General features: G+C 66.0%; 27 protein-coding genes. 3 read left to right on the forward strand and 24 right to left on the reverse strand.

Translation table 11 applies throughout. From position 1 onward, the window contains the following. Positions 1 to 107 precede the first annotated feature (107 nt). Positions 108 to 626 (forward strand): Crp/Fnr family transcriptional regulator, encoded by a 519-nt coding sequence (locus tag AC1DIO_RS17535; RefSeq protein ID WP_476824763.1) that lies wholly within the window; start codon positions 108 to 110, stop codon positions 624 to 626. Positions 627 to 974: 348 nt separating this feature from the next. Here AC1DIO_RS17535 and AC1DIO_RS17540 read toward each other — a convergent pair whose 3' ends face one another. The 20 genes from AC1DIO_RS17540 to AC1DIO_RS17635 form a co-directional block, all read right to left on the reverse strand. After that, entirely contained in the window at positions 975 to 1,178 is a 204-nt protein-coding gene (locus tag AC1DIO_RS17540) for a cold-shock protein (RefSeq protein ID WP_069881900.1), read from the reverse strand. Between the two features lie 334 nt (positions 1,179 to 1,512). Next, positions 1,513 to 1,749, reverse strand: a complete 237-nt coding sequence (locus tag AC1DIO_RS17545) for a hypothetical protein (protein ID WP_476853754.1) — start codon at positions 1,747 to 1,749, stop codon at positions 1,513 to 1,515. After that, positions 1,749 to 1,943: a hypothetical protein gene (locus AC1DIO_RS17550; protein WP_441491101.1), complete on the reverse strand. Its 195-nt coding sequence runs from the start codon at positions 1,941 to 1,943 to the stop codon at positions 1,749 to 1,751. The genes AC1DIO_RS17545 and AC1DIO_RS17550 overlap by 1 nt, the downstream gene beginning before the upstream one ends. A gap of 202 nt (positions 1,944 to 2,145) precedes the next feature. Beyond that, complete coding sequence (locus tag AC1DIO_RS17555; RefSeq protein WP_441506684.1) at positions 2,146 to 3,906, reverse strand: CopD family protein; 1,761 nt, start codon at positions 3,904 to 3,906, stop codon at positions 2,146 to 2,148. Position 3,907: 1 nt separating this feature from the next. After that, complete coding sequence (copC, locus tag AC1DIO_RS17560) at positions 3,908 to 4,276, reverse strand: copper homeostasis periplasmic binding protein CopC (protein WP_441506685.1); 369 nt, start codon at positions 4,274 to 4,276, stop codon at positions 3,908 to 3,910. 41 nt (positions 4,277 to 4,317) lie between these two features. Next, a complete protein-coding gene (locus AC1DIO_RS17565) occupies positions 4,318 to 5,124 on the reverse strand; it encodes an ABC transporter ATP-binding protein (protein ID WP_441506686.1) in 807 nt (268 codons plus the stop codon). Further along, positions 5,118 to 6,137, reverse strand: coding sequence for an ABC transporter permease (locus tag AC1DIO_RS17570; RefSeq protein ID WP_476853755.1), 1,020 nt, complete (start codon positions 6,135 to 6,137; stop codon positions 5,118 to 5,120). Before AC1DIO_RS17570 ends, AC1DIO_RS17565 begins: the two co-directional genes overlap by 7 nt. Next, positions 6,124 to 7,146 carry an ABC transporter substrate-binding protein gene (locus tag AC1DIO_RS17575; RefSeq protein WP_441506688.1) on the reverse strand — a complete coding sequence of 341 codons (1,023 nt, stop codon included), beginning with the start codon at positions 7,144 to 7,146 and terminating at the stop codon, positions 6,124 to 6,126. Before AC1DIO_RS17575 ends, AC1DIO_RS17570 begins: the two co-directional genes overlap by 14 nt. Before the next feature lie 53 nt (positions 7,147 to 7,199). After that, positions 7,200 to 7,877, reverse strand: coding sequence for an OsmC family protein (locus AC1DIO_RS17580; RefSeq protein ID WP_476853756.1), 678 nt, complete (start codon positions 7,875 to 7,877; stop codon positions 7,200 to 7,202). Positions 7,878 to 8,288: 411 nt separating this feature from the next. After that, entirely contained in the window at positions 8,289 to 9,305 is a 1,017-nt protein-coding gene (locus AC1DIO_RS17585) for a PLP-dependent cysteine synthase family protein (protein ID WP_441491108.1), read from the reverse strand. 146 nt (positions 9,306 to 9,451) lie between these two features. After that, a complete protein-coding gene (locus AC1DIO_RS17590; RefSeq protein WP_441506689.1) occupies positions 9,452 to 10,093 on the reverse strand; it encodes a GNAT family N-acetyltransferase in 642 nt (213 codons plus the stop codon). A gap of 203 nt (positions 10,094 to 10,296) precedes the next feature. After that, entirely contained in the window at positions 10,297 to 11,631 is a 1,335-nt protein-coding gene (locus tag AC1DIO_RS17595) for an LLM class flavin-dependent oxidoreductase (protein WP_441506690.1), read from the reverse strand. Between the two features lie 35 nt (positions 11,632 to 11,666). After that, positions 11,667 to 12,548 (reverse strand): ABC transporter permease, encoded by an 882-nt coding sequence (locus AC1DIO_RS17600; RefSeq protein ID WP_476853757.1) that lies wholly within the window; start codon positions 12,546 to 12,548, stop codon positions 11,667 to 11,669. A gap of 19 nt (positions 12,549 to 12,567) precedes the next feature. Continuing rightward, the gene (locus AC1DIO_RS17605; protein ID WP_441506692.1) at positions 12,568 to 13,485 is read right to left on the reverse strand and encodes an ABC transporter permease; all 918 of its coding nucleotides are present in this window, start codon (positions 13,483 to 13,485) and stop codon (positions 12,568 to 12,570) included. Then, positions 13,482 to 15,002: an ABC transporter substrate-binding protein gene (locus AC1DIO_RS17610; RefSeq protein WP_476853758.1), complete on the reverse strand. Its 1,521-nt coding sequence runs from the start codon at positions 15,000 to 15,002 to the stop codon at positions 13,482 to 13,484. The genes AC1DIO_RS17605 and AC1DIO_RS17610 overlap by 4 nt, the downstream gene beginning before the upstream one ends. 381 nt (positions 15,003 to 15,383) lie before the next feature. After that, the gene (locus AC1DIO_RS17615) at positions 15,384 to 16,022 is read right to left on the reverse strand and encodes a class I SAM-dependent methyltransferase (protein WP_441506694.1); all 639 of its coding nucleotides are present in this window, start codon (positions 16,020 to 16,022) and stop codon (positions 15,384 to 15,386) included. Positions 16,023 to 16,098: 76 nt separating this feature from the next. Continuing rightward, positions 16,099 to 16,992 (reverse strand): metallophosphoesterase family protein, encoded by an 894-nt coding sequence (locus AC1DIO_RS17620; protein ID WP_476853759.1) that lies wholly within the window; start codon positions 16,990 to 16,992, stop codon positions 16,099 to 16,101. Positions 16,993 to 17,064: 72 nt separating this feature from the next. Then, complete coding sequence (locus tag AC1DIO_RS17625; RefSeq protein WP_441506696.1) at positions 17,065 to 18,633, reverse strand: ABC transporter substrate-binding protein; 1,569 nt, start codon at positions 18,631 to 18,633, stop codon at positions 17,065 to 17,067. A 59-nt stretch (positions 18,634 to 18,692) separates the two neighbouring features. Then, a complete protein-coding gene (locus AC1DIO_RS17630) occupies positions 18,693 to 19,595 on the reverse strand; it encodes an ABC transporter permease (RefSeq protein ID WP_441506697.1) in 903 nt (300 codons plus the stop codon). A 6-nt stretch (positions 19,596 to 19,601) separates the two neighbouring features. Further along, positions 19,602 to 20,525, reverse strand: coding sequence for an ABC transporter permease (locus AC1DIO_RS17635; RefSeq protein WP_441506698.1), 924 nt, complete (start codon positions 20,523 to 20,525; stop codon positions 19,602 to 19,604). Positions 20,526 to 20,717: 192 nt separating this feature from the next. Between AC1DIO_RS17635 and AC1DIO_RS17640 the strand changes: the two genes are divergently transcribed. Next, complete coding sequence (locus AC1DIO_RS17640) at positions 20,718 to 21,476, forward strand: HAD-IIA family hydrolase (RefSeq protein WP_441506699.1); 759 nt, start codon at positions 20,718 to 20,720, stop codon at positions 21,474 to 21,476. Beyond that, a complete protein-coding gene (locus AC1DIO_RS17645; RefSeq protein ID WP_441506700.1) occupies positions 21,473 to 22,405 on the forward strand; it encodes a MurR/RpiR family transcriptional regulator in 933 nt (310 codons plus the stop codon). The genes AC1DIO_RS17640 and AC1DIO_RS17645 overlap by 4 nt, the downstream gene beginning before the upstream one ends. Positions 22,406 to 22,440: 35 nt before the next feature. On the opposite strand, the gene AC1DIO_RS17650 is transcribed toward AC1DIO_RS17645, so the two are convergent. From AC1DIO_RS17650 to AC1DIO_RS17665, 4 genes are all read right to left on the reverse strand, one after another. Next, positions 22,441 to 22,815, reverse strand: a complete 375-nt coding sequence (locus tag AC1DIO_RS17650) for a hypothetical protein (protein ID WP_441506701.1) — start codon at positions 22,813 to 22,815, stop codon at positions 22,441 to 22,443. A gap of 101 nt (positions 22,816 to 22,916) precedes the next feature. After that, positions 22,917 to 24,332, reverse strand: a complete 1,416-nt coding sequence (chrA, locus tag AC1DIO_RS17655; protein ID WP_476853760.1) for a chromate efflux transporter — start codon at positions 24,330 to 24,332, stop codon at positions 22,917 to 22,919. Between the two features lie 16 nt (positions 24,333 to 24,348). Continuing rightward, positions 24,349 to 25,332, reverse strand: coding sequence for a chromate resistance protein ChrB domain-containing protein (locus tag AC1DIO_RS17660; RefSeq protein ID WP_441506703.1), 984 nt, complete (start codon positions 25,330 to 25,332; stop codon positions 24,349 to 24,351). Further along, complete coding sequence (locus AC1DIO_RS17665) at positions 25,329 to 26,426, reverse strand: Cj0069 family protein (protein WP_441506704.1); 1,098 nt, start codon at positions 26,424 to 26,426, stop codon at positions 25,329 to 25,331. The genes AC1DIO_RS17660 and AC1DIO_RS17665 overlap by 4 nt, the downstream gene beginning before the upstream one ends. Between the last annotated feature and the right edge of the window lie 32 nt (positions 26,427 to 26,458).

Genomic DNA, 26,458 nt, shown 5'->3' on the forward strand with positions numbered 1-26,458 from the left:
TGTCGTCGATCCTCCTGCCATGCTTTCGAGCGTTCCTGATGAACCCGGGTTTAGATGAGCGAGGTTCTCCGGCCGGCCGACTCCTGAGTCAGCTCCGGGAACTTGCTTTGCAGGACAAAGTTTGGGGCGACAGGCTCTGGACCGCCAGGGCTTGTCCCAAGGGCCATGTCCTGTTCGATCCGGACAATGCGCCGGCCGATCTGTTCATTCTCACGGAAGGGCTCATCAAGCTGGTCTACGTCACGCCCGAGGGCGATGAACGGATCAAGAGCTTCATCGCCGATCAGGGCCTGTTCGCGGCAGAGGGCAACGGGCCGGCCTTCGGCGCACGAACGCTCGAACCATCGACAATCATCCGGGTTCCCCTGCCATGGTTGCAGCAGCGGATCGCCGAGAACCCGGATCTGCAGCGCGCTTACGGCCAGTTCGCGGATTGGGTGAGGCAGCGCAAATCGCGGCGCGAGCAGGCCTTGCTCTGCGATTCCGCCGCAGAGCGATTTCGGGCCATGCTAAGGCTGGAGCCGGGCTTGTTGAGCCGTCTCTCCCAGGGAGATATCGCGCGCTATCTCGGCATCACGCCCATCGCCTTCAGCAGGATCAAACGGCGCCTGAGCGCAGCTGAGTGACGGCATTGCACGCCGGAACTGTGACGTTCAGCCATAGCCTCGCAAGCAATCTGCGGCAGCGGCGGTTCGAATTCGGCATCCCGGGCCGTCCTGCCGGCTCCGGCGCCAAGCGTAGTTCCATCGACAGCGATCGCGCTATGCTGACCGAAGGTTCGCAGGGCCGGGTTCCCGGTTCCACAGCGTCTCACCCACGTGGGCTAGCCTGCCCGGGGGCGTAAAATCCGCCCGGCGCGCCTGATCGATGGATGTCCTGGCCTTCCAAGCGCTGCCTGACCGCGCTGCTAATGCGATGTCAGGACATGCCGTCAGGTGGCAAGCCGTTTCGACGCAAAAGACGTCAGGTGGTGATCAGAGAAGCTGGAGGGAGCCTGCCGCTGTCTTGCCGCGTTCGGTTTTCAAGTCGAAAGCGACCTTCTGTCCTTCGGTCAGAGTCATCATGCCGGCCTCTTTCACGGCTGTGATGTGTACAAACACATCCTTGCCGCCGTCTGAAGGCTGAATGAACCCGAAACCCTTCTCAGTATTGAACCATTTCACGTTTCCCGTCGCCATAGCCGCATCCTCTGAAGATTGCGTCTTGCGGGCAGGCGGATGCTCGATCCGACGACCCGGCGAAAGAATTGACCGAAAAGACAAGGTTGTCGAGACCAAACGTGAAGCGTCACTGGCCGACGATTACAACCGGTTTATCATCACAACTGTGAGTTGCCATCGAATGGCGCTGATGCATCAATATACACCTCCGGTAGTGCTGGATCGATCATACCCAGCGCCGACGCGCGATCCTTCCAAGGACGATGATCTTTGCGCCACGCGCAACCTGCGTCATGACCTGCCGAAGAGCAGGTTCCGAGGGAGGCGGACGTCTATCGCCCGCCGGTATCGCTCACGATTGCTCTGATCTCGCGTGCGACGGCAAGGAGCGCCCCGTCCCGACATCACCGCGTGCCGTATCCGCGAGCAAGGTCGCGGCATCCCTGAAAGCCTTCATTGCCGTGTGTATCGCTGAGTTGAGCGGTACCGTCGCCTGATACTGCCCTATCTCGCGCCGGGCGCTCTCGACCAGGGCGAGGAGTTTCTCCGCGTCATAGGGCGAGAAATGCCTCTGTGTGCGCGTCACCATCATCCGATCCTCTTCCACGGCGCGCGACGGCGCACAAAACCCTTCGAGACCAGCCGCTCGGCGTCGGCGGCCAGGACTGCGAGATCATGCAGGAGCATGCGGATCGCCTCGCGCGCGTCGCCCTTGGCCTCGCAGAGCACCGCGTCGATATCCTGATCGGTGATGACCGTGATGGTCCCCTGATCGTCTGGCATATTTCATTCTCTCAATGAGAACAAAGATGGAACATTCTGCGATTGGGGAGTCAAGCAACCCGGCCGTGTACCGGCGGCTTCTGCCCGGAGAAAGTCGGGCTTGTCGCGTACGGGCGCTCTTGGTGGATCCGTTGCGTTCTGCTGCGCTCCCTGGCTGGTGCGCCAGCATTCCGCGCATTCGCGTGGCGCCCACGCCCACGCGCTAGTGATGGCTGGAGCCATCGTAGGGCTGCTCCCGAATGAGCTTCAGTTCGGTGGCGAGGATATCGGGTGACGCGTTGGCATCGGTCCCGAAGGCCCGCCGCAGCCAGCCATTGGCGTCGATCAGAACCTGCGCGGGCGGCTCTCCGCCGCCGGTCAGTTCCGCGAGCGCAGTGGCCAGCGGCTCCGGGTCCTCGACCGGACAGCGGGCCGCCGCGCCGTCAGCCTGGACCTGCGCGGTCGTGCCCTCGATCCACAGGCGCAGGACCCGACCATCGCCCGGAGCCAGGATGACGCCCTCTTGGCAGCCGGCGACGAAACCTGGCATGCGGGCGGCCCCGGCAAAGCGCATCTCGGAGCGGTCATAGATGCGTGCGCCGGCGCGCAGCCGGATGAAATCGATCAAGGCCCAGATCTCGGCATCGCCGAGCCCGGTTGCCGCCGGCATCGGCCCGGCGCCGTGGCGGATCGACCAGAACAGCTCCCCGCCCGGGCGGCCCGCGATCAGCGGCGCCGAGAGGTCCGGAGGCCAGACCGCCTGCGCGACCGCGACCGGCCCGCGGCCGCGCGCGTCGAGGCCATGGCAGCTCGTGCAGTCGCGCTGGAACAGCGCGCGACCGGCCGCTATCGAGCGCGCGGAATAGCCGGTCGGTGAGAGCTGAAAGCTCGTCGGCACCGCGGCGACGACATAGGGGCGCCATGGCGGCACCTGGATATAGACCAGTGCTGCGGCTCCAGCCGCGAGCGCCGGCCAGCGCAGCTTGCGCAGCACGACGGCTAGGATGAAGAGCGCGGCCGTGATGGCGATCGGGCCGAGCAGGCGCAGGAGCCCGTCGCGCAGATAGGCATCGTCCCACAGGCCCGGAATAGGTCGCAGCGGCAAGGGCCAATCCGGCTGTTCGTGGATACCCGGCGGCTGGCTTGCGAGCGCGGCGGCAGCCGCGACCATGGCAAGCCCGACCCCCGCCTCAAGGGCGAGAGAGCGACGCAACCCGCGTATCGACCCGCCGGCCTCCGCCTGCGGTACGAAACGGAAGCGGTTGGCGCTCGCGATCCCGAGCAGAACCGCGAACAGGACGAGCTTGAGCAAGGCGAGCCGCCCGTAGTTCGTGCCGAGCGTCGCCGCCAGCGTGCCGAGAAGCGCCTGCACCTGCATCAGCGAGGTGAGGGCGAGCGTCAGCACGCAGGCGAGGCCGAGTGGCGTGAAGCGGCGTGCGATGGCAGCCGCCTGCGAGGGCAGGAGAAAACACGTCGCGAGCAGCGGCAGCAGCGCGCCGAGCCAGAGCCCGGCAGCCACGACATGCAGGCCAAGGGCGATCGTGACCCAGCCCTCAGTCGCTGCGCCATGGCCGAGCCCGCCTTGCAGGAAGGCGGCGGCAGCGAGAAGGGGCAGGGCGAGCCAGCGGCCGCGTCCCTCGCTGTGCAGCATCCACAGCGAGACGACCAGCAGGGCGAGGCGCAGCAGCAAGGTCCCGCCGAAGAGGGTCTGGAGGATGGCGAGCGCCGCCTCCCGGCTCGCGACGGCGTTCCCCAGCATGGCGCTGCCCTGGAACCAGAGCCAGGCGCCGCCGCTGACAAGGGACAGCACGACGCCGGCCCGGCTGAACCGGGCCAGCCTTCGCAGCAACGAGGTAGCCTCGGGCGCGGCGCCCAGTCGTCCCCACGCCAGCAGGCGAAAGGCTTCGGTGCCGAGGCTGGACAGCAAGGCGGCGAGATGGAGCCAGCGGATCGCCGGCAGTGCCGCCTCGATGAAGGCAGTCACATCAGGGCCTGACGGTGAACCGGTACTGCCCGGCGACGCGATGGGTATCGACGGAGGTCGCCGCCCATTCGACCGTGTACGGGCCCGGCGCCGTCGCCTTCAGGCGGATTTTCAGCGCCTTGCCGTCGCCCGCCACGGCTTCCGCCGGCGCGAGCTGGACCTCGTGGCCCTGCGCGTCGCGCACGGTGATGCTGCTGAGCTTGATCTCGAGGGCCTCGGTGAAGCCGAGCACGATCTCGGCCGGGGCGGCGACCGTCGCGCCCTCGGCCGGCGAGGCGGTCCTGAGATGGGCATGGGCGAAGGCTGGCGAGGCGGCGAAGGTCGAGGCCGCAAGAGAGAGGGCGAGCGTGAGCCCGGTGACGCGAGACATGAACAGGGTCCTGTGATGGAGAGAGGGCTTTCGCCTGGCGATCACCAGCTGGCGTCGAGCCCGAGATGGGCGAGAGCCTGGCCGCGCAGTTCTGCAAGGCGCGGGTCGCCGCGATGGCGGGGATAGGGGAGGTCGTTGACGATCTCGGCCTTGATCCGGGCGGGGCGCTCGCTCAGCACGATGACGCGCTGGGCCAGGAACAGCGCCTCTTCCACGTCATGCGTGACGAGCAGCGTGGTGAAGCCGCGCTGGCGCCAGAGCTCTGCGATCTCGGTCTGCATCGCGATCCGCGTCAGAGAGTCGAGCTTCCCCAGCGGCTCGTCGAGGATCAGCACGCTGGGATCATTGACGAGCGCCCGCGCCAGAGCTGCGCGCTGCGCCATGCCGCCGGAGAGCTGGCGCGGAAAGGCCCGTTCGAACCCGGCGAGACCGACCGTCCGCAGCGCATCGTCGACGCGGCTCTTCTGTGCGGCGAGCAGGCCGCGCGCCTCCAGCCCGAGGGCGACATTCCTCCAGACGGTGCGCCATGGATAGAGCGTCGGGTCCTGGAAGACGACGACGCGGGACGGGTCGGGCGCCGTGATCAACTCTCCCGCGGCTGAGATCCGGCCCCGCGAGGGCTGTTCGAGCCCGGCGACCAGCCGCAGCAGCGTCGACTTCCCGCAACCGCTCGGGCCGAGCAGGGCGACGAATTCGCCGGCCCGAACGTCGAGGTCGATATCGTCGAGCACCGGCAGCGGCCGGCCTTCGAGATCGAAGGCATGCGAGACACCGGCGATCGCGAGATCGGCTCCCCGCGCGGTCGGCGCGGTGCGATCGGCAGCGAATGTGAGTGGAGCGGCTACCATTTCACCACGTCCTTCTGCCAGCCGAGCAGCCGGTCACGCGCGGCGAAGAGCAGCGTGATCAGGCTCGAGAAGATCAGCGCCATGACGATCAGCGCGCCATACATGTTGGCATAGGCGGCCCAGCCCTGGGCCCATTGCAGGTAGTAGCCGAGGCCCGATTTGACGCCCATCATCTCGGCCGCCACCAGCACCGAGAAGGAGGCGCCCAGCCCCATGAACAGGCCGACGAAGACATGCGGCAGGGCGGCCGGGATCGCGACCTTGAAGATCAGGAACKAGCGGCGGGCGCCGAGCGTGCGGGCGACGTCGTAATAGGCCTTGTCGACGCTGGCGACGCCGGACCAGGTCAGCACCGTGACCGGGAACCAGGTGGCGAGCGCGATCAGGAAGATCGCCGCCGAAAAGCTCGAGGGAAAGAAGAAGAAGGACATCGGCAGCAGCGCGGTCGACKGGATCGGCCCGAGGAAGCGCAGCACCGGGTGGACCCAATAGCCGAGCCCGCGCGACCAGCCGATCGCGACGCCGGTGACGAAGCCGGAGAGCGTGCCGAACGCGAAGCCGAGCGCGAGCAGCCGCAGCGAATGCAGCACGCTTTCGCCCAGACGCGGCCAGTCCTCGGCATAGACCTCGACCAGCGCGGAGGGCGGCGCGAAGAAGGGCACCGGAAGCAGGCCGAGCTTGGCCGTCAGCAGGTCCCAGATTCCGACGAAGAGCGCGAGCACGACGAGCCAGGGCGCAGCCCGGCCGAGCCGCGAGCCGAGCGGCGGCCAGACGGCGCCGATCGTCGTGGCGATCGCCAGCAGGACCGCCCATGCGACGAGGCCGAGATTGGTCTGGTCGACATAGAGCGGTTCGGCGAAGCCGACCTTCCTGTTCGCGAGCAGGGTGACGGACGCGGCGACAGCGGTCCAGGCCAGTGCGGCAAGGGCGCCCCGCGCCAGCACCCAGCCATCGACCTGCAGGGGCGGCCGGTCGAAGGTTGCCGCGGAGCCTGTCTGTTCAAACGGCGACATTGGGCACGATCTTCTGCGCGAAGGCCTTGGCGTCGGTGCTCTTGCGGATCACGTTGACGAGCTTCAACTGTTCGGTGAACAGCGCGACATCGTCGCGCAGCGCCGCTCCGGTGGAGTGGTGGTCATGCGTGTGGCTGCGCAGGATCGCGGCCACCGTCTCGGGCGTCACCTTTGCCGGGACGAAGGGGGCGAAGATCTCGGCCGTCTTGTCGGGATTGGCCGCGGTCCAGGCCTGGGCCTCGACGATGGCGCGGGAGACCGCAGCTGCGACCTGGGGCTGGTCGCGGATCAGGGCGCCGCGCAGGCCGAGCACGCAGCAGGTCGACTTGGCGTATTGGCCCTCGAGATTGGTGGCGAGTTCGACGAGCTTGTCGCGCTCGCGGATGAGATAGAGATGCGGGTCGTCGCCGGCCAGCGCCTGGACCTCGCCCTTTTTCAGCGCTTCGCCGAACAGGTCCTGCGGGTACTGCACCCAGCTGACATCCTTCTCCGGATCGAGGCCGATCTCGGCGAGGCGGATGGCGAAGAAGTTGCGCACCGGGCTTGCCGGGTCGGTGACGGCGACGGATTTGCCCTTCAGGTCCTTCAGGCTGCCGATGCCGGCATTCTCGGCGACGAGCAGTCGCATGCAGCCGCCATGGGTGCCGACGGTCAGGCCGACATCGAAGCCTTGTTCGAGGGGCTTCAGCCAGCGCAGCGCCATGCCGATGCCGCCATCGGCATGGCCGGTGGCGATCGCCTGGAGCAGGGCATCTGTCGGCCCGCTGAAATTCACCGGTTCGACCGCGATGTTGTATTTCTCGAACAGGCCCTGCTTCAGCGCGACCGAGATCGGCGACTGGCAGACGGCCGTCTGGCCCCAGGCGAGCTTGATCGTCTGGCGCTGCGCCAGCGGTGCGGCCTGGGCGAAGGCGTGATGCCCGGCGAGACCGGCAAGCGGTGCGGCGGCGAGTGCGGCGGCTCCGCGCAGGAGCGCGCGGCGGGTGGGCTGGCTGGTGACAAGGCTCATATTCGCTCCTTTGCCGCTGCGGTGAGCGGCTACGTGCCGGGGGGGCGAGAAGATCAGGCGGCGGCGCGGCTGGCCGGGACGCGTTCGACGGTTCCATGCACATCCGTGCCGCGCCGGAGCAGGTTCAGGATCGGGCAGAAGCGCTCGACTGCGGCGTTGAGGGCGTCCAGATCGGTTGCATCGGTGGTCAGCCGCACCGTGTAGGAGAGGTCGTGCGGGTAAACTGGCACCGTCTCGAAACCGGGCGTGCCGGCGCGGGGATCGAGCTGGCCCTGCACCTCGACGGAAACATCCCGCAGATCGATCTGCTGGTCGGCGGCCTGGATCAGGTAGGTGTGAGTCAGGCAGCTGGACAGCGCGCCGAGCAGCAGTTCCGGCGAGCTCGGGCCGAGATCGTAGCCGGCGAAATCCGGCGGGCTGTCGCTGACGACCTGGAAGTCGCGGATCCGGATGCGCCGGACGCCGCTGCGCCCTTCGGCCGTGGCCCGGGCTTGCAGCCGCTGCGGCCGGGCCTCCGGCGTGCGGGCATGAGCCTTGCGGCGCAACAGGGCGTCGCGCTTCTGGGCGAGGTATTCGGTGAGGTCGGACATGGTTGGCGGCTCACGGATGGGAAAGGGCTGGGGAGAGGGGCTTGCCTCGATTTCGCGCGTTCGCCCGGCCGCTGCGCCGCTGGAGAACGGCGCATCGGAGACATCACGAAATCCAGGGGGAGGTCGTTCGGGCAGCGGCAAGACCGCGTCCCGCTTCAAGGGCCGATGCATCCGGGAGACCGCTGTCGCGGTTCTGTCCGCGGCAGCGACGAGCGCCCGCCTAAAATTCCGAAATCATAGCCTTCGACGGCAAGGGGGCTGCCGGCCGATCGTTGTCAGTTCAAGCGGGAAGGGCATTCGCGTCTCCAAAGCAAGAGAGGAGCCCACGAGCGATCGTGGTGCTTTTAGCGTTGTTGACGCGGCGCAAGCTACTCCAGCAAATCCCGCGGTGAAGACGTTAGGATTACTCTTCACGTTCAAGATTATTGCTCAGATGATTATTTGTATCAATGAAACAAACTGTGCGTTTTGATTGCGGAAAGGCGATGATTTGTTCCTGTTCGGGGCTGTGGTGACGAAAATCAGGTTCCTCAAATCCCGCCGCCCCGAATCCTAGTAGGCTGCAGCGGCGACCGGGAGCGAGGGCGGGCTCGCCGTTTCCGTCTGCGCGACGGTGGGGCCGAGCTTGGGCGGGCTGAGATAGCGTTCGCCGCTATCGGCAACGATGGCGACGATCGTCTTGCCGGCGTTTTCGGGGCGCCGGCCGAGTGTGGCGGCGGCAAACAGCACCGCTCCCGACGACGTGCCCGCCAGGATGCCTTCCTCCTGTGCCAGCGCCCGGGCGAACTCGCGGGCCTGCGCCGTGTCGGTCACGATGACCTCGTCGACGACGGCAGCGTCAAAATTCTCGGGCAGGTACGCGACCTCGACATCGGTCACCTTATGGACGCCCTCGATGCTGTCGGGGTAGGGCGTCTCGGCCGAGGGGATCGAGGCCGCGCCGGGCTCGACGACGACGACCTTCACGCCGGGCTTCTGCGCCTTCAGGAAGCGGCCGGTACCGGAGATCGTGCCGCCGGTACCGACCGCGGCCACGAAGATGTCGACCTCGCCCTTGGTCTCGCGCCAGATCTCCGGCCCGGTCGTTTCGTAGTGAACGCGAGGGTTTGCCGGGTTTCCCCGCTGATTGGTGTAATACGCATCGGGATTCTCGCGGCGGACGCGGTCGATGATCGCGTGGATGGCGCCGGTTTCGAGGAATACGCTGTTGTCGATCAGGACGGTTTCGGCGCCGTATTGGTGAAGCAGCCTGATCTTGTCTTCGCTGATCGTGTTGCGGAGGTAGAATTTCGAGCGGTAGCCGCGGGCCGCTGCCAAGGCGGCGAGGCCGATGCCGGTATTGCCGCTGGTGAGATCGACGATGAGCTGTCCGGGCTTCAGCGCCCCCTTCTCCTCGGCCTCGCGAATGATGCCCCAGGCCGTGCGGTCCTTGATGCTGCCGGCCGGGTTCAGATACTCGATCTTCGCGAAGACGCGGGAGGCGATCTCCAGCCTTTCCGCAAAGCGCCGCAGCTCCAGCAGCGGCGTGTTGCCGACCAGCGCTGCAAAGTGGTCGTTCTGCGTTCCCATGATGCTCTCACTCCCAGGAGAGGTGGCGCATGCCACCGAAGACCGGCGCGATGGCCGGTCGCAAATGTTCGGCAGCCGCTTGCCCCTGATTGGCGGGCGCTGCGGCGTGCAGCGTCATGCTGCCGGCGAGACTGCGTCTGCGCCGCTCAAGCCGCTGCTACCTGTGTCGTCGCCGCGCGATGAGCCGCCAGCCTGGCCGCAATCTTCGCCTCCTGCTCGGCCTTGACGATGGCGACGCGGGCCGTCGCTTCGTCGAGCGATGCGGCCGGGGGATAGATCGCTGTGCTGCCGGCGGTGCCGGCCTTCGCCCCGATATGTTTTTCAAAGGGCAGGGAGCGATAGAGCGTCGGGTCGACTGTCGTGTCGAAGAGCGGCCGATAGCCGAGCGACAGATACAGGCCCGTCGCTTCCGGCTGCCGGAACCCGGTGGTGAGATAGGCCCGGGTGTAGCCGAGCTCGGCCGCCGCCTCTTCGAGCGCGAGCACGATCTGCCGTGCCAGCCCCTGCCGCCGCAGATCGTCCCGCGTCCAGATGCGCTTGAGCTCGGCTGTCTCGTCGTCATGGCTCATGAAGGCGCCGCCCGCGATGGTCTCGTCGCCGCGCCGCAGGAGCAGGAAATCTCCCAAAGGCGGGGCGAAGGCCTCTGGAGGGTAGCGCAGGATCTCGGTGCGCGCGCCGCCTGGCCTGCTATTGGCCCCGTATCGGCCGTCGTACTCGGCAACAAGCCCTTCGATCAAAACCTCTGCTTTCCCATCGAAGGGAGACGAACGCACGATCAAGTCAGTCATGGCACGGTTCCGGAATTTGGCGTTGAGCGGGAATAAGCGCCCACGGCATTCGTATCTGAACCGTTTGTGCAATCAATGCTGTCAGTACAATAAGTATATTTGGCTATACTGAGGGTGATTTGGAAATCTATGGTTCCCCAATGAGCGGGCGAGACGGAAGGAATTTATCCGCCTCGCGATCAGCGCGCCTCGGCGCCGGCCGCTCAGTTCGTGAATGCGGCGAGCCGGGGGAGGTCGAGGCCAAAGCGCTCGCGCAGGCTGGTTTCCTCGTAATGTCGGCGGAACAATCCCCGTTCCTGCAGGACCGGGATCACCAGATCGACGAAATCGTCGAGCCCGTCGGGCATCGAAGCTGGGATCAGGTTGAAGCCGTCTGCAGCGCCCTGCTCGAACCATGATTGCAGGTCGTCGGCGATCGTCTGGGGCGAGCCGATGATGATGCGATGGCCATGGGAGGCGATGGCGAGCGCTGCGAGTTCGCGCAGCGTGTAATTCTCGGCGCGCGCCTTGTTCAGGAGCAGGCGCACCCGGCTCTCGCCATGGATGCGTTCGCCCGGCTCCGGCACGGGCTCGGCGAGCGGATGGCCGGACAGGTCATAACCCCAGCGCCCTGACAGCTGGCGGATGCCGGCGGCGATGTCGGTATGCTCCTGCATCGCCGCGAATTTCTCGCGCGCCTCGGCATCGGTCCGCCCGACGATCGGCATGATTCCGGGTAGGATCGGGAGGCTGGGTGCCTTGCGTCCGGCGGCTTTCGCTGCCTCGCTCAGCGCCTCGCGATAGACGTGGGAGTCGGCGATCGTGTCCTGTGCCGTGAAGGCGAGATCCGCCTCGGCGGCCGCGAGCCCGATGCCGTCGCGCGAGGAGCCGGCCTGGATGATGACGGGGTGGCCCTGTGGCGGCCGCGAGATGTTGAGCGGCCCGCGGACGGAAAAATGCGCGCCCTTATGCGCAAGCAGGCGCACCCGCTGCGTATCGAGGAACGTGCCGGATTTCCGGTCCATGATGAGGGCATCATTGGCCCAGCTGTCCCAGAGGCCGCGTACGACCTGCACGAACTCCCCTGCGCGCTCATAGCGGGCGGCGTGATCGGGCAGGGCAGTGAGGCTGAAATTCTCGGCCGCCCGGTCCGATTGGGTGGTGACGACGTTCCAGCCGGCGCGGCCATGGCTGATATGGTCGAGCGATGCGAGCTGCCGCGCCACGTTGTAAGGCTCGGCGAAGCTGGTCGAGATCGTGCCGACGAGGCCGATCTTCGAGGTCGCAACCGCCAGCGCCGAGAGAAGGGTCAGGGGCTCGAGCCCACCGGCCTTGCCCTGCGCGCCGGGCTCCGGGCCAGCCAGGTTGTCCGCCACGAAGAACATGTCGAACAGTCCTTCCTCGGCCTTGCGGGCGATCCGGATCGCCCAGTCGATATCCTCGGGATGGCCCTGCGCGGTGTCTTGCCGCCACGCCGCCGGATGCCGGCCGATCGGCTGGTGGAACAGGCCGAGATGGAGCCTGCGGGGCTTGCGTGCGTTCTGGTCGACGATGGTCATGGAGTTCTCAGGCAAGTGAACGGAGGGGGCCGCGCTCAATCGAGGCGCGGATCGAGATGGTCGCGCAGCCAGTCGCCGAGCAGTATGACTCCGAGCACGGTCAGCGTGATCGCGATGCCGGGGAAGGTCGCAACCCACCAGCTGGTCGCCAGGTACTGGCGTCCCTCGCTCAGCATCTGCCCCCAGGAGATCTCGGGCGGCTGGATGCCGAAGCCGAGGAAGCTGAGGGAGGATTCCGCCAGGATGACGGTGCCGACATTCATGGTCGAGACGACCACGAAGGAGGACAGGATATTGGGCAGGATGTGCCGCAGGATGAGGCCGAGCGGGCGCGCGCCGATCGACCGCGCCGCCGCGATATAGTCCATTTCCTTCACGCTGAGGACGTCGGCCCTGACGATCCGGGCGCAGCCGACCCAGTTGGTCGCAGCGATGACGACGATAAGTGGCACCAGCCCGGTTCCCGCGACGAGGGCGACGACAAGCATGAACAGCATCGTCGGGATCGCCAGCATCGCGTCGATCACGCGCATGACCAGCGCATCGACCCTGCCGCCCGCCATGCCCGCGAGCAGGCCGAGCGAAAGGCCGATCAGGCTGGAGAGGGCGACGGCGGCGACGCCGACCGTCAGCGAGGTGCGCGCCCCGAAGATGATGCKGCTGAGCAGGTCCCGCCCTTGGCTGTCGGTTCCCAGCAGATGTCGCGGATTGCCGCCCTCGAGCCAGGCCGGCGGGAGCAACTTCAGCGAAAGATTCCGCCGCAGCGGGTCGAGCGGCGCGAGATGGTCGGCCAGCAGCGCGGTGACGGCGATGGCGGCGACGATGGCAAGGCCGGCGAGGCCCGCCTTGTTCGACAGGAGCGAGCGCAGCACGCGCGGCAGGCGCGGGATACGGGGAAGCGGGAGGGATATCTGCATCGTTTTCATCTCGGGCCGATCAATGCCGCAGGCGGGGATCGATCAGTCGGTAGAGGGCGTCCGTCGTCAGGTTGATCGTCAGAGCCATGATGGTGATGACGAACACCGCGATCTGGATGACCGCCATGTCCTTGGTGTAGACCGCCTGCACGACGAGCTGGCCGAGACCCGGCCAGGAGAACACCGTTTCCGTGACCAGAGCCCCGCCAAGCAGCGCGATGGCATGGAGCGAGGTCATGGTCAGGGCCGGGATCAGCGCATTGCGCAGGCCATGGCGGAGGATGACGAGGAACTCCGGCACGCCCTTGGCCCGGGCGGTCCGGATATAGTCCTGGCCCATGACTTCCAGCAGGCTGGACCGGATCAGTTTCGTCAGCTCGGCGGCAAAGCCGGTGCCCAGCGTCAGCGCCGGCAGGATCAGATGCGCGAAGCTGCCGCTGCCGGAGACCGGAACCAGCCGGAGCCAGACGCCGAAGACGAGGATCAGCATGATGCCGACCCAGAAATTCGGCATCGCCTTGCCGAGGATCGTCACGGCGGAGATCGCGAAATCCGGCATGCTGTTGCGCTTGAGCGCAGCGAAGATGCCGGTCGGCAGGGCGATGAGGATCGCGACGACGAGGCCGCCCGCCGTCAGCGTCAGGGTTGCGGGAATGCGTTCGAGCACGACCGGCAGGGCATCGGTGCCGTAGCGATAGGAGACGCCGAAATCCCCGGTCAGGATATTGCCCATGTAGCGGAGATATTGGACATACCAGGGCCGATCGAGCCCCCACGCCGCGACCAGCGTGAGGCGATCGTCTTCGCTTGCATCCTCCGGGATCAGCAGGGCCGAAGGATCGCCCGTCAGATAGACCAGCACGAAGACGATCAGCGAGACGATGTAGAGCACCGGCACGAATTGCAGCAGCGCCTTGAGGGGAGAGCGTCCGCTCATGGGCGCGAGACGTCCTCGGCCGCGATCATTTCGTCGAAGCGCCCGGTATAGATGATGCGATCGCTGACGCCGTAGATCGATTGCGGGAAGAGCAGGCCGATGCGGACGCGCTGTTCGGCGACGATCTGCTGGCCCTGCTGCGAGATGGCGATGCGGTCGGCCTCGCTCTTCGCCTGGCGAACGGAGGCGGCGAGCTTCTCGAAACTCTCGTCCKACCAGTCGTAGTGACGCTTGAAATTGTCGACGAAGAGGGTCGAGGCATCGGTGTAGGAGCCCATGCCCCAGAGATAGAGCTCGCCAAAACCGTCGCCGACGACCTTGTTGTTGTAGACGGTCCAGTCGAGCACCTCGACCTGCGCCCGGAAGCCGGCATCCTCGAGATAGCCGGCGACCGCCTCGACGATCTCGCGATCCTTCACATAGCGGCCGCTCGGCGTGCTGATCTTGATGGCGGGACGCTTGCGGTCGCTGTAGCCCGCCTCGCGCAGCAGCGCCTTCGCGCGTTCCGGATCGAAGCGGATGTCGCGGCTCAGCTCCGGGGCGAAGCCCGGGATCGCCGGCGGGAAGAAGCCGCGCGTCGCCCCGCCATGCCCTTCCAGCACCTGCTGCACGATGGCATTGCGGTCGATGGCGAGGTCGATCGCCTCGCGGACGCGCGGATCGCCCGTGACGCGGTCCTTGCCGGTGCGGACATGCAAAGCGAGGTTGCGCGCGATGTCGAAGGTGATGGCGCGCGTGCCCTTGTTGTCGTTCAGGCGCGCGATGTCTTCCGGCGGAACGTTCACGGCGATATCGACGCCGCCGGTCAGGAGCTCGGCCACGCGCGTCGTGGTTTCGGGAATCGAGCGGATGACGACGCCATCCCATTTCGGCGTGCCGCCCCACCAGCGCGGGTTCTTCGCCAGGACGACGCGGTCGGATTTGACCCATTGCTTGAAGACATAGGGCCCGGTGCCGACCGGCTGCTTGAAGAACTCGTCCTTGCCCGCCTTCTCGAACGCCGCCTTGGGCAGGATGCCGGCGCCGTTGCCGACGAAGGCGTGCAGCAGCAGCGTATCGGGCCCGTCGGTTTCGATCCGCAGGGTCGTGTCGTCGGGGGCTTCGACCGCTTTGATCCGGCGGAACTTGCCGGAACTGATCAGCTTCTTGTCCTGCTGCGACCGCTCGATTGTGAACTTGACGTCCTGCGCGGTGAATTTGTCGCCGTTGTGCCAGTAGACGTCGTCGCGCAGCTTCACCGTCCAATGGATATTGTCATCGCTGCTCCAGGAGATGGCGAGACGCGGGGTGAAGCGCAGTTGTCCCTGGCTGAAATCCTTGTTGACCAGGTAATCGTAGATGTTCACCAGCGCCGACTCGGTGCTGTTATTGCCGTGATTGGCCGGGTCGAGCGAAAGGATGTCGTTTCCTTGCGCGATGGTCAGCGTTTCGGCTGCGGCTGATTTCTGAGGACCTGCAAAGATCAACGCTGCCGACATGGCCAAGACCGGCCAGCGGATCAAAGCGAACAGACTCATGGAAGCAACGCCTTTGCCTTCGAGAACATTGGGATGGCGCCAAATTAGCGTGCGCTATCCGGAAAAGGTCTTCAAATGCACGGCGATATCGACAGAGATCCTCTCCGATTATCGGATGGCGCAGAAGTTTTGTTGTCGGCACGGTGTCCTGCGCGCTGCCGGGACGCCCGGAGAATCCAACGACCGAATCCAGGCAAGCGAGGCTGCGGTCGACAGGTTTGAAGCGGCGCGGATGCGCTCGGCCGGGAGGGGGACCCGGCTATAATCTGCACCTGAAGCTCATGCTCGTCGGCCGCTGCGGATGGTCGCGCTGGGGCAGGCGCTCGAACTCCGCAGATGTGAAAGCGGCCGGGTTCCGACCGGCCTTCGTTCCGCGGGGCGTCAGCGCTTCCGTGCCACGAGGAACGGCCGGGCATCCCGGCCGCGCGAGGCGTGGTGCTCGCGCCCGATCATCTCGAACCCCGCGGCCGCGATCTCGCGTTCGAGCTCGTCCGTGCTGAGAAAGCTGACTGAGGGCGCCTTGCCGAGGCGCTGCATCAGGGGCACGACGAGGCGCAGGAGCAGGTTCATCTCAGACAGGCATGGCGTCTTGGAGATGAAGATCCCGCCCGGCTTCAGCAGCCGATGGACGCCGGCCAGGGCAGCCTCCCGCGCCGTGATCAGATGCAGGACATTGAACCCCAGCGCGACGTCGAATGTCGCGTCAGGCTCCGAGATCGCAGCCGGCGTCGCGACCTCGAACGCGACATTGCCGCAAGCTGCGGCCTCGGCCTTGCCCCGGGCGATCGCGATCATCTCGCCGGAGATATCCGTCGCCACGATGCGCCCGACATGAGGCGCGAGCCTCAGCGCCGTGGTGCCCGTGCCGCAGCCGAATTCGAGGACCGTATCGCTGCCCCCAAGATAATGCCGCGTGCGCTCCAGCGTGCGCTCGTAGCCTGCCATGTCCGCGATCGGACCGGCGGCGTACTTCCGCGCGGCCCGGTTCCAAAAGCGCGTATCATTCGCAATCTGTGCCATGGCCGCTCCCATGCCGCTCTCTAGCACAGGCGCAGTCAGTCTGGCCTGTCGCTTGTCGGCACGATCGTATCGTCGGTCACTCCGCCGCCAGCGAAGGATGGCGGCGGCGCAGTTCCGGATGCTCCGAAAAGGGCTGCAACGGCGTCATCCAGCGCCGAAGCGTGTCGGCGGCATCGAGTTTCGCGACGAAGGGGTCATTGCCATGGACCGTCCAGGCGATCGTCGCGCTGAGCTCCAGCAGCCCCCAGGCGCCCGCTGGCTGCGGCAGGGTGGTGAAGCTTTCGGTCAGCGATTGCAGCGTCAGATGCGGGATGCCGTCGACGATCGTCAGCGTGTTCCAGTGGACATGTCCGGCGAGGCAGACGACCGGAACCCGGGCCTGACGCAGCACGGCGCGTGCGCGCTCGGCACCGGGATAGGTCGAGAATTCGGGATTACGCTCGAAATAGTAGTTGCCGGTCTGGGCGTGGCCGGAAAGCGGGACATGGCTCATGATCGCGAGCGGGCGATCGGCGGCGTTGACGGTGGCGGCGAGCCAGAGCAGGTCGGCCTCGGTCAGGATGAAGCCGCCCGGGCGGTGGATCCGTGAATCCGCCGCCCAGAGCACGAGGCGCCAATCGCCCAGATCGATGGTCCGATGGCCGAGCGGCTGGCGCAGGATGGCCTCGTTCTCGGCGACGCTCAGATGATCGCGGTCATGATTGCCGCAGAGATGGAAGCGCGGCGCGGCGATGGCAGAAAATGCATCCGCTACCTCCTGCTCCAGTMGCAGGTCGGTCGCATGGTCGCGGTCCGAGATGCGGTCGCCGAGATCGATGACGGCATCGGGTTTCGCGTCCTCAACGAAGCGGCGGAATTCGGCCATGAGCGGCAGGGCCTGGCTGCCCATCTTGGTGAAGCTGTTCTCACCGTGATGGATATCGGCGACGATTGCGAGGCGAAGGGGGGCTGGGCGAAGGGGCTTGGCCATGGCTGGGCTCACGATGCGAAGGACGAGGGCGAAAACGGAGGGGCCGGCGCGGGCCGACCCCTCCCGGTTGGTTCAGCGGGCGGCGAGCGTCACGCGGCCGGCACGGAAGTCGAGGACATAGGGGATGTGCCCGGGCAGGGGCCGCCAGGCGAGCGAGCGCTTCATGCCGTATGACTCGTAGGGCTGATAGAGCGGCAGCACCGGCGGGTCGTTCTTGATCGCCTGCATCAGATCGGCATAGGCCTTCTTGCGCTCGCCGAGGTCGGTCGAGAAGCGGAACCGCTCCCACAGCGCGACATAAGCGTCGTCGGCCTTGAAGCGACCTTCCGAGGCGGAATTGCCGGTCGGAGCCCACATGATGCCGAAAGCGCCCGCGGGATCCGGGAAATACATCGGGTTCGACCAGGCGCGCGCCATCATGGTCGGATCGGAGCCGGTCCATTGCTCGGTGACGTTGAGCTGGGTCTTGACGCCGACGGCGGCCCACATCTCCTGGATCGCCTGCGCGGCGAGCAGGCCATTGGTGTAGTAGGCGGCCTGAACGTCGTAGCGGATCGGGGTGCCGTCATAGCCGGCTTCCTTGAGCAGGGCCTTGGCCTTGGCGGGATCGTACTCGAAGGTGGCGAGCTCGGGCATGTAGAGCTGGCCGAACTGCTGGAAGCTATGGCTCGTCGGMACCTTCGCCTTGCCGAACCAGAGCGCCTCGTTCAGCGTCTTGCGGTCGATGGCGTAGGAGAGCGCCTGGCGCAGCTTCGGATGGGCCATCTTCGGGTTCTGCGTATTGAAGATGACGACGTGGAAGAGCGGCGTCTGCATGCCCTCGACCTTGAGCTTCGCGTCCGAGTCGATCGGCTCGAGCTGGTCCGGCGGGACATTGGTGATCAGGTCGACCTCGGAATTCTTCAAGGCCGTCAGCCGGCCCGAGAGTTCCGGGATGCGTTGCACCGTGACCTTCTGGAACGGCGCCTTCTCGCCCCAGAAACCTTCGAAGCGCTCATAGACGAGGCGCTGGTTCGGCACGAATTCGGTGATCTTGTAGGGGCCGGTGCCGACGGGCTTCAGCGCGAAGGCCTCGAAATCGGCCGGCTCGGCGACGTTCGGATCGCCCGTCAGGGCCATGATGTATTTCTTAGGTACGATCATGCCCTGCTGCACATTGAGCAGGGTCTCGAACAGCGGTTCGGGCTTCGTCGCGGTGATCCGCACGGTCTCGGCATCGACCGCCTCGACCTTGGCCATGTTGGGCAGCGTGTCGCGCTTGCGCACGCTATAGGGCGCAAAACTCGCGTTGATGATGCGGTCGAAGGAGAAGACCACATCCTCGACCGTCATCGGAGCGCCGTTGTGGAAGGTCACGCCCTGGCGGATCTTGAGTTCGATTTCGGTCGGAGAAACCTGCTTCCAACTCGTGGCGATGCCCGGCTGCCAGACGCTCTCGGCGCGGGTGGCGTCCTTGCCGATCAGCGGGTCGAAGGCGTTGAAATAGAACTGCGAGCCGACATTGGAGAAATCGCGGCCGGGATCGAGCCAGGGCGCCATGTTCTGCACGCCGACCTTGAGCTCCTGGGCGCGAGCAAGCCCGGTCAGGGCGGTTGTCGCGAGCGCGGCGGCGAGCGCGGTCTTCAGCAAGGTCTTGAGCATCAGTTCAGCCCTTTCGGTTCGAGCGAAGGTGGTTCGGCAGGCAAGGTGGAGGCGGCGCGTCAGCGTTCGCGCAGGCGCACGTCGAAATGGTCGCGCAGGAAATCGCCGAGCAGCATGGCGGCGAGGCTCACGAGCACGATCGCCGCAGCCGGCACCACCACGATCCAGGGTGCGGAGGCCATGTAGTCGCGCCCCTGGCCGACCATGGAGCCGAGCGTGGCAGTGGGGGGCTGGACGCCGAGCCCGAGGAAGGAGAGGGCGGATTCCAGCAGGATCAGGTTCGAGAAGTTCAGGCTCGCCATCACCACGACCGGCGAGACGATATTGGGGATCATGTGGACGGTCGCGATGTGCCAGCGGGTCGCTCCGGCGGCTCGGGCCGCCTCGATGAAGGGCATTTCCCGCAGGCCGAGGACCTGGGCGCGCACAAGCCTGGTGAAATGGGCCCAATAGGCGATGCCGAGCACGCCGATCAGCACCGCGACATCGGTTCCCGCCAGCGCAACCACGAGCAGCGCGACGAGCGTGAAGGGCAGTGACAGCTTGATGTCGACGAGCCCCATGACCAGCGCATCGACCCGGCCTCCGAGTTGCCCGGCGACGAGCCCGAGCGCGACGCCGATGACGAGCCCGATCAGCGTTCCAAACAGCGCGAGCGCCAGCGTCAGCCTGAGGCCGTACAGACAGCGCGAGAGCAGATCGCGGCCGAGTTGATCGGTGCCGAGCCAATGCGCCGGATTGGCGCGCTCGAAACCGAGCGGGGGCCGCAGCCGCGCCAGCAGTTTCTGCTGGTCGGGGTCGAAGGGCGCAAGCACGGGCGCGAGCACCGCCAGGAGGACGAGCACGAGCGCCAGAAGCGCGGCCGCGACGACCAGGGCGTTCATGCCGGCCGGACGCGCGAAGCGCCGGCGCGGCTTGTGCTGCGGGGCAAGCACGATCTTGACGTCGAGGGTATCGGTCATGACCGCTCAGGCTCCAGCCAGGCGCACGCGCGGATCGACCAGCGCATAGGCGAGATCGACCAGCAGGTTGACGACGATGACGGCGGAGGCGACGACGAGGACGCCGAATTGCAGGACGGGATAGTCGCGGCGCAGCGTCGCGCCGACCAGCAGGTCGCCGACGCCGTTCCAGGCGAAGACGGTCTCGACCACCACCGCTCCCGAGACGAGCGTGGTGATCTGCAGGCCGAGCACCGTGATGACCGGGATCAACGCGTTGCGCAGGCCGTGATGGAGAATGATGCTGCTCTCGGCGAGCCCCTTGGCCCGGGCCGTGCGCATATAGTCCTGCGAGAGGACGTCGAGCATGGCGTTGCGGGTGTAGCGGACCAGCGCCGCGACGAAATAGGCCGAGAGCGCGACCGTCGGCATGACGTAATGCGCGAGTGTGGCCGAGCCGGCGCTGGGCAGCCAGTGCAGCGTGTAGGAGAAGACCAGCAGCAGCAGGATGGCGAGCACGAAATTCGGGATGGCGTAGCCGAAAAAGGCCGTGAAGAGCACGGCGCTGCCGCGCCCCTGGCCGCGCCAGACGGCAGCCAGGATACCGGCCGGCACGCCGATGCAGATCGTCAGCGCCAGGGTCGCGACCAGGAGCGAGGCGCTCTGCCAGAGCCGTTCGGTGAAGATCGTCGCGACCGGCCGGCGCTCCATCAGTCCGAGGCCGAAATCGCCTGAAAGAAGCGAGCGCCAGAACAGCCAGTACTGCTCGGCGACGGAACGATCGAGCCCCCAATAGGCAATCATCTCGCGGCGCGAGGCGGCATCCAGCCCTTCCGGCATCAGGAAGTCGATCGGGTTGCCCGTCAGGCGCGTGGCGAGGAAGACGACCGAGGTGATCACCCAAAGCGTGATGCCCATGCGCAGCAGCCGGCCTGCGAGGAATTCAAGCATGTCTTCCCCCCTGGAGCCGCCGGACGTCGCCCTGCATGCCGGCTCAGTCGTGGCCCGTGCTGCGACGGGCTCGTTCTAGGCTGTGCTTCATGACAGGATGATGAAATAATCTCATTCGATATTGAATTTGACACTGAGTTTATCTCAGTTCATGGACGAGCCTCACTTGCTGACAGGGTTTGGATTCGCGCGATGGGGTCGTTTCACGGCATTCAGGGGTGTCTCGTCGATCTCGACGGCACCCTGGTGCGCGGCCGGCAGATGCTTCCCGGCGCAAATGCCTTTCTCGAAAGCCTGGACGGCCGTTTCGTCATCGTCTCCAACGATGCCGAGCATACGCCGCTCGAATTGTCGCGTGCCCTGAAGCGTCTCGGCCTGACCATCGCGCCGCGCCGGATCGTTCTCGCCGGCTCGACCGCGCTTGACGAAATCGCGCGCCGGCAGCCCCGGGCCCGCATCTCCATGATGGCCAGCAAGAGCCTGATGATCCATGCCCGCGACCGCGGCCTTGTCCCGGTGCAGGAGCGGCCGGACATCGTCTTTCTCGGACGCGACCGGCATTTTTCCTATGAACGCCTGATGCTTGCAGCCAATGCGGTACGCGGCGGCGCCGAGCTCGTCGCTGCCAATCCCGATCTCGTCCATCCCGGCCCGGATGGCGCGGTGGTGCCGGAGACCGGTGCATTGCTGGCGGCGCTGCTCGCCTGCACTGGCCCCGTGCCGTACCGCATCATCGGCAAGCCGGAACCCGCCTTGTTCGAGGCCGGCCTGGCGCTGCTCGGGCTGTCCAGGAATGCGGTGCTGATGGTTGGCGACAACCCGGCGACCGATGGTGAGGGCGCACGGCGCCTCGGCCTGCGCTATTTCGAGCTTCGCGACGGGGTCTTCCCCGCCATCGCGGCGAATGCGCCTTGTCGTGTCTCGGCCGACATGCTGGCCTTCCCGGCATGACGGCGTCGAATCGCAATCCCGGATCGGCCGAGGCCGCCCCCGGCGAACCAGGCACCGAAAGGCGCAAGGGCACCGGCACGCCCGGTCTCGAGGGGGCGCTCGAACGCCTGCAGGCGCTGCGCGCCAACCTGCCGCCCAAAGCTGCCCGCATCGCCGATTTCTTCATGACCCATGCCGCCGAGGTGGTGCATATGTCGGTCACCGAAGTGGCCGAGCGCACCGGCGCGAGCGAAGGCAGCGTCATCTCGCTCTGCCAGCAGCTCGGCGCGCGGGGCTTCCAGCAGGTCAAGATCGCGCTGGCGCGCGATCTGGTGCAACCGGTTCAGTTCATCCACGAGGATCTGGCCCGTTCCGACGACACCGGTGCGGTGATCGAAAAGATCTTCCGCAGCGATCTCCAGGCCCTGCACGACACCATGAAGGTGCTCGACACCACGGCGATGGAGGCCGCGGTCGCCGCGATCCTGAAGGCGCGCCGCGTCGAGCTCTACGGCATCGGCAGCGCGGCCCCGATCGCCGAGGATGCCAATTACCGCCTGCTGCGCATCGGCATCGAGGCGAAGGTCGTGGTCGATTCCCATGTCCAGGCCATCAGCGCCTCGTTGACCGGGCCTGACGTGGCGGTGATCACCATCTCCCATTCCGGCAGCACGCTCGAGACGGTTGCAGCCACGAAACTTGCCAAGGAAGCCGGCGCGACGACGATCTGCATCACCAATTTCGGCAAGTCGCCGCTGCTCGCCCATGCCGATATCGTGCTGCACACGATGGCGCGCGAAACGCAGTTCCGCACCGAGGCGATGACGAGCCGGATCGCACAGCTTGCCATCATCGACGCGCTGATCGCCTGTGTGTCGCTCGCCGATTACGACAAGGCCCTGGCGACGATCGGCAAGACCTTCGACGTCCTGTCGAGCAAGCGCTTCTGAGCCGGKGGCAGGGGAACCTCATCCCAGTAGCGGACCTATCGCGTTTGCCGCGACAGCCTGCCCTCATAGGGCACACCCAGCCCTTGCGGTTGAAGCTGCAATGTTGTGCTCGATGTCCAGGCTTCGAAGCAGTCCTCGCCCCGCGCTGATTGCCAGCAGAGCGCGTCGCCCTTGACGAACCAGCGGAGATCCTGCCGGCGGCTCATCGCGTATTCCGTGAGGTTGCCGCCGGGCTGGAAGCTGTAACGCCAGTGCACGCCGTCACTGAATTCCTTCCCCGACATCAAGCGCTCGATCGCTGTGCCGTGAATGCGCCTGAAGCCTTTCAGCTCGGGGCGATGCTGCGCCCATGTCGTCGAGATCTGTCCGGCGGCTGCCAGTGCGAACAGGGGGAGGGCCCATCTTCTCATGCGCTTCAAGATCTCCGGTGGCGCGTGAGCTGCCGGCCGCCTGCAGCCTAGGCTCCAAACGCCAGGACCGCGTCGGCCGCGAACAGGTGCGTGGCCGCCCGCTAGATCGATCCCGTGACGAATCCAAAGAGGACCCCAAGGACGGAGCATGCCGCCAGCACCCCGATCATGCCGACCTTGAAGCGAAACACCGCCAACAGCGCGCCAATTGTCAGAATCAGAGACGGGATGTTGACGGAGCTGAGCACAGGCACGTCGAGTGTCACGCCAAGCCCATGAACCTCGCGCAGCTCTGAAAACAGCACGTGGAGCGCAAACCAGATCGCGAGATTGAGAATGACGCCCACGACAGCCGCGGTGATCGCCGACAAGGCGGCGGACAGGGCTTTGTTGCTGCGCATCGTCTCCATGAAGGGCGCGCCGAGGAAGATCCAGAGAAAGCAGGGGACGAAGGTCACCCAGGTGGTGAGCAGGCCCCCGAGCGTGCCGGCAAGGAGGGGATGAAGCGAACCCGGTGCCCGATAGGCCCCCATGAAGCCCACAAACTGGGTGACCATGATCAGCGGACCGGGTGTCGTCTCGGCCATGCCGAGCCCGTCCAACATTTCGCCTGGCTTCAGCCAGCCAAAGTGCTCGACTGCCTGCTGCGCGACATAGGCGAGCACTGCGTAGGCGCCGCCGAATGTCACCATCGCCATCTTGGAAAAGAAGACCGCAATGTCAGCGAAGACATTGCCTGGCCCCAATAGGGCCAGCAGTCCGAGAACCGGCAGAATCCACAGAAGCAGACCAACCCCGGCGACCTTCAGCGACCAGCTGAGTGGCGGGCGAGCGTGAGCCGGAACCTCGTCGCCGAGCGCCGTATCGGCATCCGCGACCTGCGTGCCGCCGAGCTTGCCGTGCCMGTTGCCCGTCAGGAACGCTATGAAGCCTGCGCGTCCGCCGATATAGCCAATCAGCCCTGCGGCCAGAATGACCAGTGGAAACGGCGCTTGAAAGAAGAAGAGCGCGACAAAGGCCGCGGCGGCGAGCCCGATCAGGACGTTGTTCTTGAGCGCGCGTCGCCCGATCCGGGAGACCGCCTCGAGCACGATGGCGAGGACCGCCGCCTTCAGGCCGAAGAAAAGCGCCTGGACCGCTCCGACATTGCCGAAGATCGCGTAGATCCAGCTCAGCGCCATGATGGCGATCGCACCCGGCAACACGAACAGGATTCCGGCGACCAGCCCGCCCTTGGTCTTGTGCAGGAGCCAGCCGATATAGATCGCCAATTGCTGCGCCTCGGGGCCGGGCAGCAGCGTGCAATAGTTGAGCGCATGCAGGAACCGGGTCTCGCCGATCCAGCGCTTCTCCTCGACAAGGATCCGGTGCATCACCGCGATCTGCCCGGCCGGGCCGCCAAAACTCAAGGCGGCCACACGCACCCAGACCCGCACCGCTTCCCCGAAGGAAATGCCATGATCCGGCCTGTCGCTCTTCGAGGCCGGCGTCGCGACATAGCTGTCCAGATTGGCCATGGCCCGGTCCTTCCGATCATCCGCGTTTGGAGCGGAAATACTGGTAGAGGTTGTCGAAGACGGCAGCGCCCTGCGCGATCCGCTCCTCATCGCCCGCGTTCGCCATGGCGACGCCGGCGATCAGGCTGGATATGCCTGTCGTTTCCTCGCGGCCGAACTTGCTGTCCTTGAGATCGATATCGTGGACGATCTCGGCGATGGCCTGCAGTGCCGGATCGGCTATGCCGGCACGGGTCAGCAGCACTTCGAAGCTGCAGCGATCGCCCTCATGAGTGATCTCGCCTTCGAACATGTCAAAGCGCAGCTCGCCCGGTTTTGGGACATAGCCCTTGCCCGCCACGAAGCGGATGACGGCATCGGGGTCGATGAAGCGACGGATCAGCCAACTGCAGGCGATGCGATCGACATACACGTCGCGGCGCGTCACCCAGGTTCGCCCCTTGAGCTCGGCAATGGGGTCTGCCCCCTTTGGTGGGTGCTTGCTCATGACCTTCTCCTCCGTGACCCGGGCTTCGAGCTCGGCGAGCAATCCTTCGACGGCAAGGCGGCCGGTGGCACCGAAGAAGTCGATCGATACGAGTTCGGCGAGGCGCTTGCGCATGCGACCGAGCTGCGTGCGAGCGTCCGCGCGCTTCTCCGCACTCGCTTCGGCGTCGAGGCCAGCGCTGAGATCGCGGGCGTCCTTGGCGATGTCCGCGTAGTCGCTGTCACGCGCAGCATCGAACAAGGCTCTGACCTGTGCGTCCGACAGGCCATCGATGAGGCGCGCCTCGCACACCATCGCTTCGCCGCCGCCGTCGATGATCTCCTTCAAGAGCCACTCGAAATCCTCCTGCGTCTCGGCATTGGCCGGCAGCGCATAGACTGTGCTCTTGACCGCGACCGCACCGATACCTTGCAGCCGCCGCCAGATTTTCACCCGAAAATAGGCTGGCTTGGTCGGCAGTTGATGGATCAGAAGCAGCCAGCGCTGCTCTGTCCCGGTTTCATCGTCGCTCATGAATTCACCGTCAGCGCAGCTCCTGGGCTCTGCCGGACGCTCGGGTTGGAGCTGATCGATAATCGCGCAGCAACGAGGCGGGCAATTTCAGCCGGTGCCTGGTCCGGGATGGCGAAGACGGAGCTCACATTGATCTCGCAGAGCACATAGCTGTCTTCTCCCGACGCCGTGCGCGGTCCATAGAGGAAGTCGGCATCCCAGATGATCGGCAAGGAACCGGGCTCGATACCGAGCACCGCCATCATCTGCGGCGTCCAGTCAGCCTCCATCCTGATCCTCAGGGTCTGAAACGGCTCTGCCGAGGCGGGATGCATGATCCGGGGACCTGGCTGTGCCGCTTCTGAGTCCGGTCCTTCGGGCGGGGGTGGGATCAGCGCCTTGATGAACTGGTGGCCGAAGCCCACGACCTTGTCGCCACCCATGTAGCAACGGATCATGCCGTCCGGCAGCCGGGGTTGGAACGGCTGATCCACGATGCAGCCACCGGGCGCGAAATACGCCTCGCAACGCGCCATGAAGTCCTCCAACGGGAGCTCTTCCGGCACGCTGCCGCGTCGCGCATGCAACACCCGAACCGCCGCCGCTGCACCGGGAAGCGGATCGATCCGTTCGACCTTCCACACACCCTGGCCCCCGTTGCCGCGATTCTGCTTCAGCACCCGCGGACCGGCCGTTCGCAGCTGCTCAGGGAATGCCTCGCGAAACGCCGCGTAGGATCCGTAGAGATGGGTGTCGGTGCCCCATCCGAGATGCTTCGTGCGATGCAGGACCTGCTTCACACCCATTTTGAGAATGACGTCGGGATGCGCACTCACCCAGGGGCCGCGTGTTGCGACGTCGCGCAGTATCGGGTCGAGCACTGCGCGTGTCCTCCCGTCATGGATCGGATCGACCCAAACGAGCACGCCGTCCACCCTCAGGAGTTGATCGCGGACCTCGTCCGCGAATTCCTCATCGAAGACCGCCGGTTCCGCGTGAATGCCAATCGCGGCGAGTTCCTCGAACACGCGATGAAAGCGGTTGTTCTGGGATGTCGCCGCGCGTCGCCCCTCGCGGTCACCGCGCCAGACCACTGCCACTCCAGGCATCGCCATTTTCCCTCTCGTTTCCTCCGGGGCACACGTCC

The sequence above is a fragment of the Allobosea sp. 05T439 genome (assembly GCF_056396005.1).

Coding starts and splice junctions, on each gene's coding strand:
- AC1DIO_RS17540 (WP_069881900.1), bottom strand. CDS start 1,178: ATGGCGACGGGAAACGTGAAATGGTTCAATACTGAGAAGGGTTTCGGG.
- AC1DIO_RS17545 (WP_476853754.1), bottom strand. CDS start 1,749: ATGGTGACGCGCACACAGAGGCATTTCTCGCCCTATGACGCGGAGAAA.
- AC1DIO_RS17550 (WP_441491101.1), bottom strand. CDS start 1,943: ATGCCAGACGATCAGGGGACCATCACGGTCATCACCGATCAGGATATC.
- copC (WP_441506685.1), bottom strand. CDS start 4,276: ATGTCTCGCGTCACCGGGCTCACGCTCGCCCTCTCTCTTGCGGCCTCG.
- AC1DIO_RS17565 (WP_441506686.1), bottom strand. CDS start 5,124: ATGGTAGCCGCTCCACTCACATTCGCTGCCGATCGCACCGCGCCGACC.
- AC1DIO_RS17575 (WP_441506688.1), bottom strand. CDS start 7,146: ATGAGCCTTGTCACCAGCCAGCCCACCCGCCGCGCGCTCCTGCGCGGA.
- AC1DIO_RS17585 (WP_441491108.1), bottom strand. CDS start 9,305: ATGGGAACGCAGAACGACCACTTTGCAGCGCTGGTCGGCAACACGCCG.
- AC1DIO_RS17590 (WP_441506689.1), bottom strand. CDS start 10,093: ATGACTGACTTGATCGTGCGTTCGTCTCCCTTCGATGGGAAAGCAGAG.
- AC1DIO_RS17595 (WP_441506690.1), bottom strand. CDS start 11,631: ATGACCATCGTCGACCAGAACGCACGCAAGCCCCGCAGGCTCCATCTC.
- AC1DIO_RS17605 (WP_441506692.1), bottom strand. CDS start 13,485: ATGAGCGGACGCTCTCCCCTCAAGGCGCTGCTGCAATTCGTGCCGGTG.
- AC1DIO_RS17615 (WP_441506694.1), bottom strand. CDS start 16,022: ATGGCACAGATTGCGAATGATACGCGCTTTTGGAACCGGGCCGCGCGG.
- AC1DIO_RS17630 (WP_441506697.1), bottom strand. CDS start 19,595: ATGACCGATACCCTCGACGTCAAGATCGTGCTTGCCCCGCAGCACAAG.
- AC1DIO_RS17635 (WP_441506698.1), bottom strand. CDS start 20,525: ATGCTTGAATTCCTCGCAGGCCGGCTGCTGCGCATGGGCATCACGCTT.
- AC1DIO_RS17640 (WP_441506699.1), top strand. CDS start 20,718: ATGGGGTCGTTTCACGGCATTCAGGGGTGTCTCGTCGATCTCGACGGC.
- AC1DIO_RS17645 (WP_441506700.1), top strand. CDS start 21,473: ATGACGGCGTCGAATCGCAATCCCGGATCGGCCGAGGCCGCCCCCGGC.
- AC1DIO_RS17650 (WP_441506701.1), bottom strand. CDS start 22,815: ATGAGAAGATGGGCCCTCCCCCTGTTCGCACTGGCAGCCGCCGGACAG.
- AC1DIO_RS17660 (WP_441506703.1), bottom strand. CDS start 25,332: ATGAGCGACGATGAAACCGGGACAGAGCAGCGCTGGCTGCTTCTGATC.
- AC1DIO_RS17665 (WP_441506704.1), bottom strand. CDS start 26,426: ATGGCGATGCCTGGAGTGGCAGTGGTCTGGCGCGGTGACCGCGAGGGG.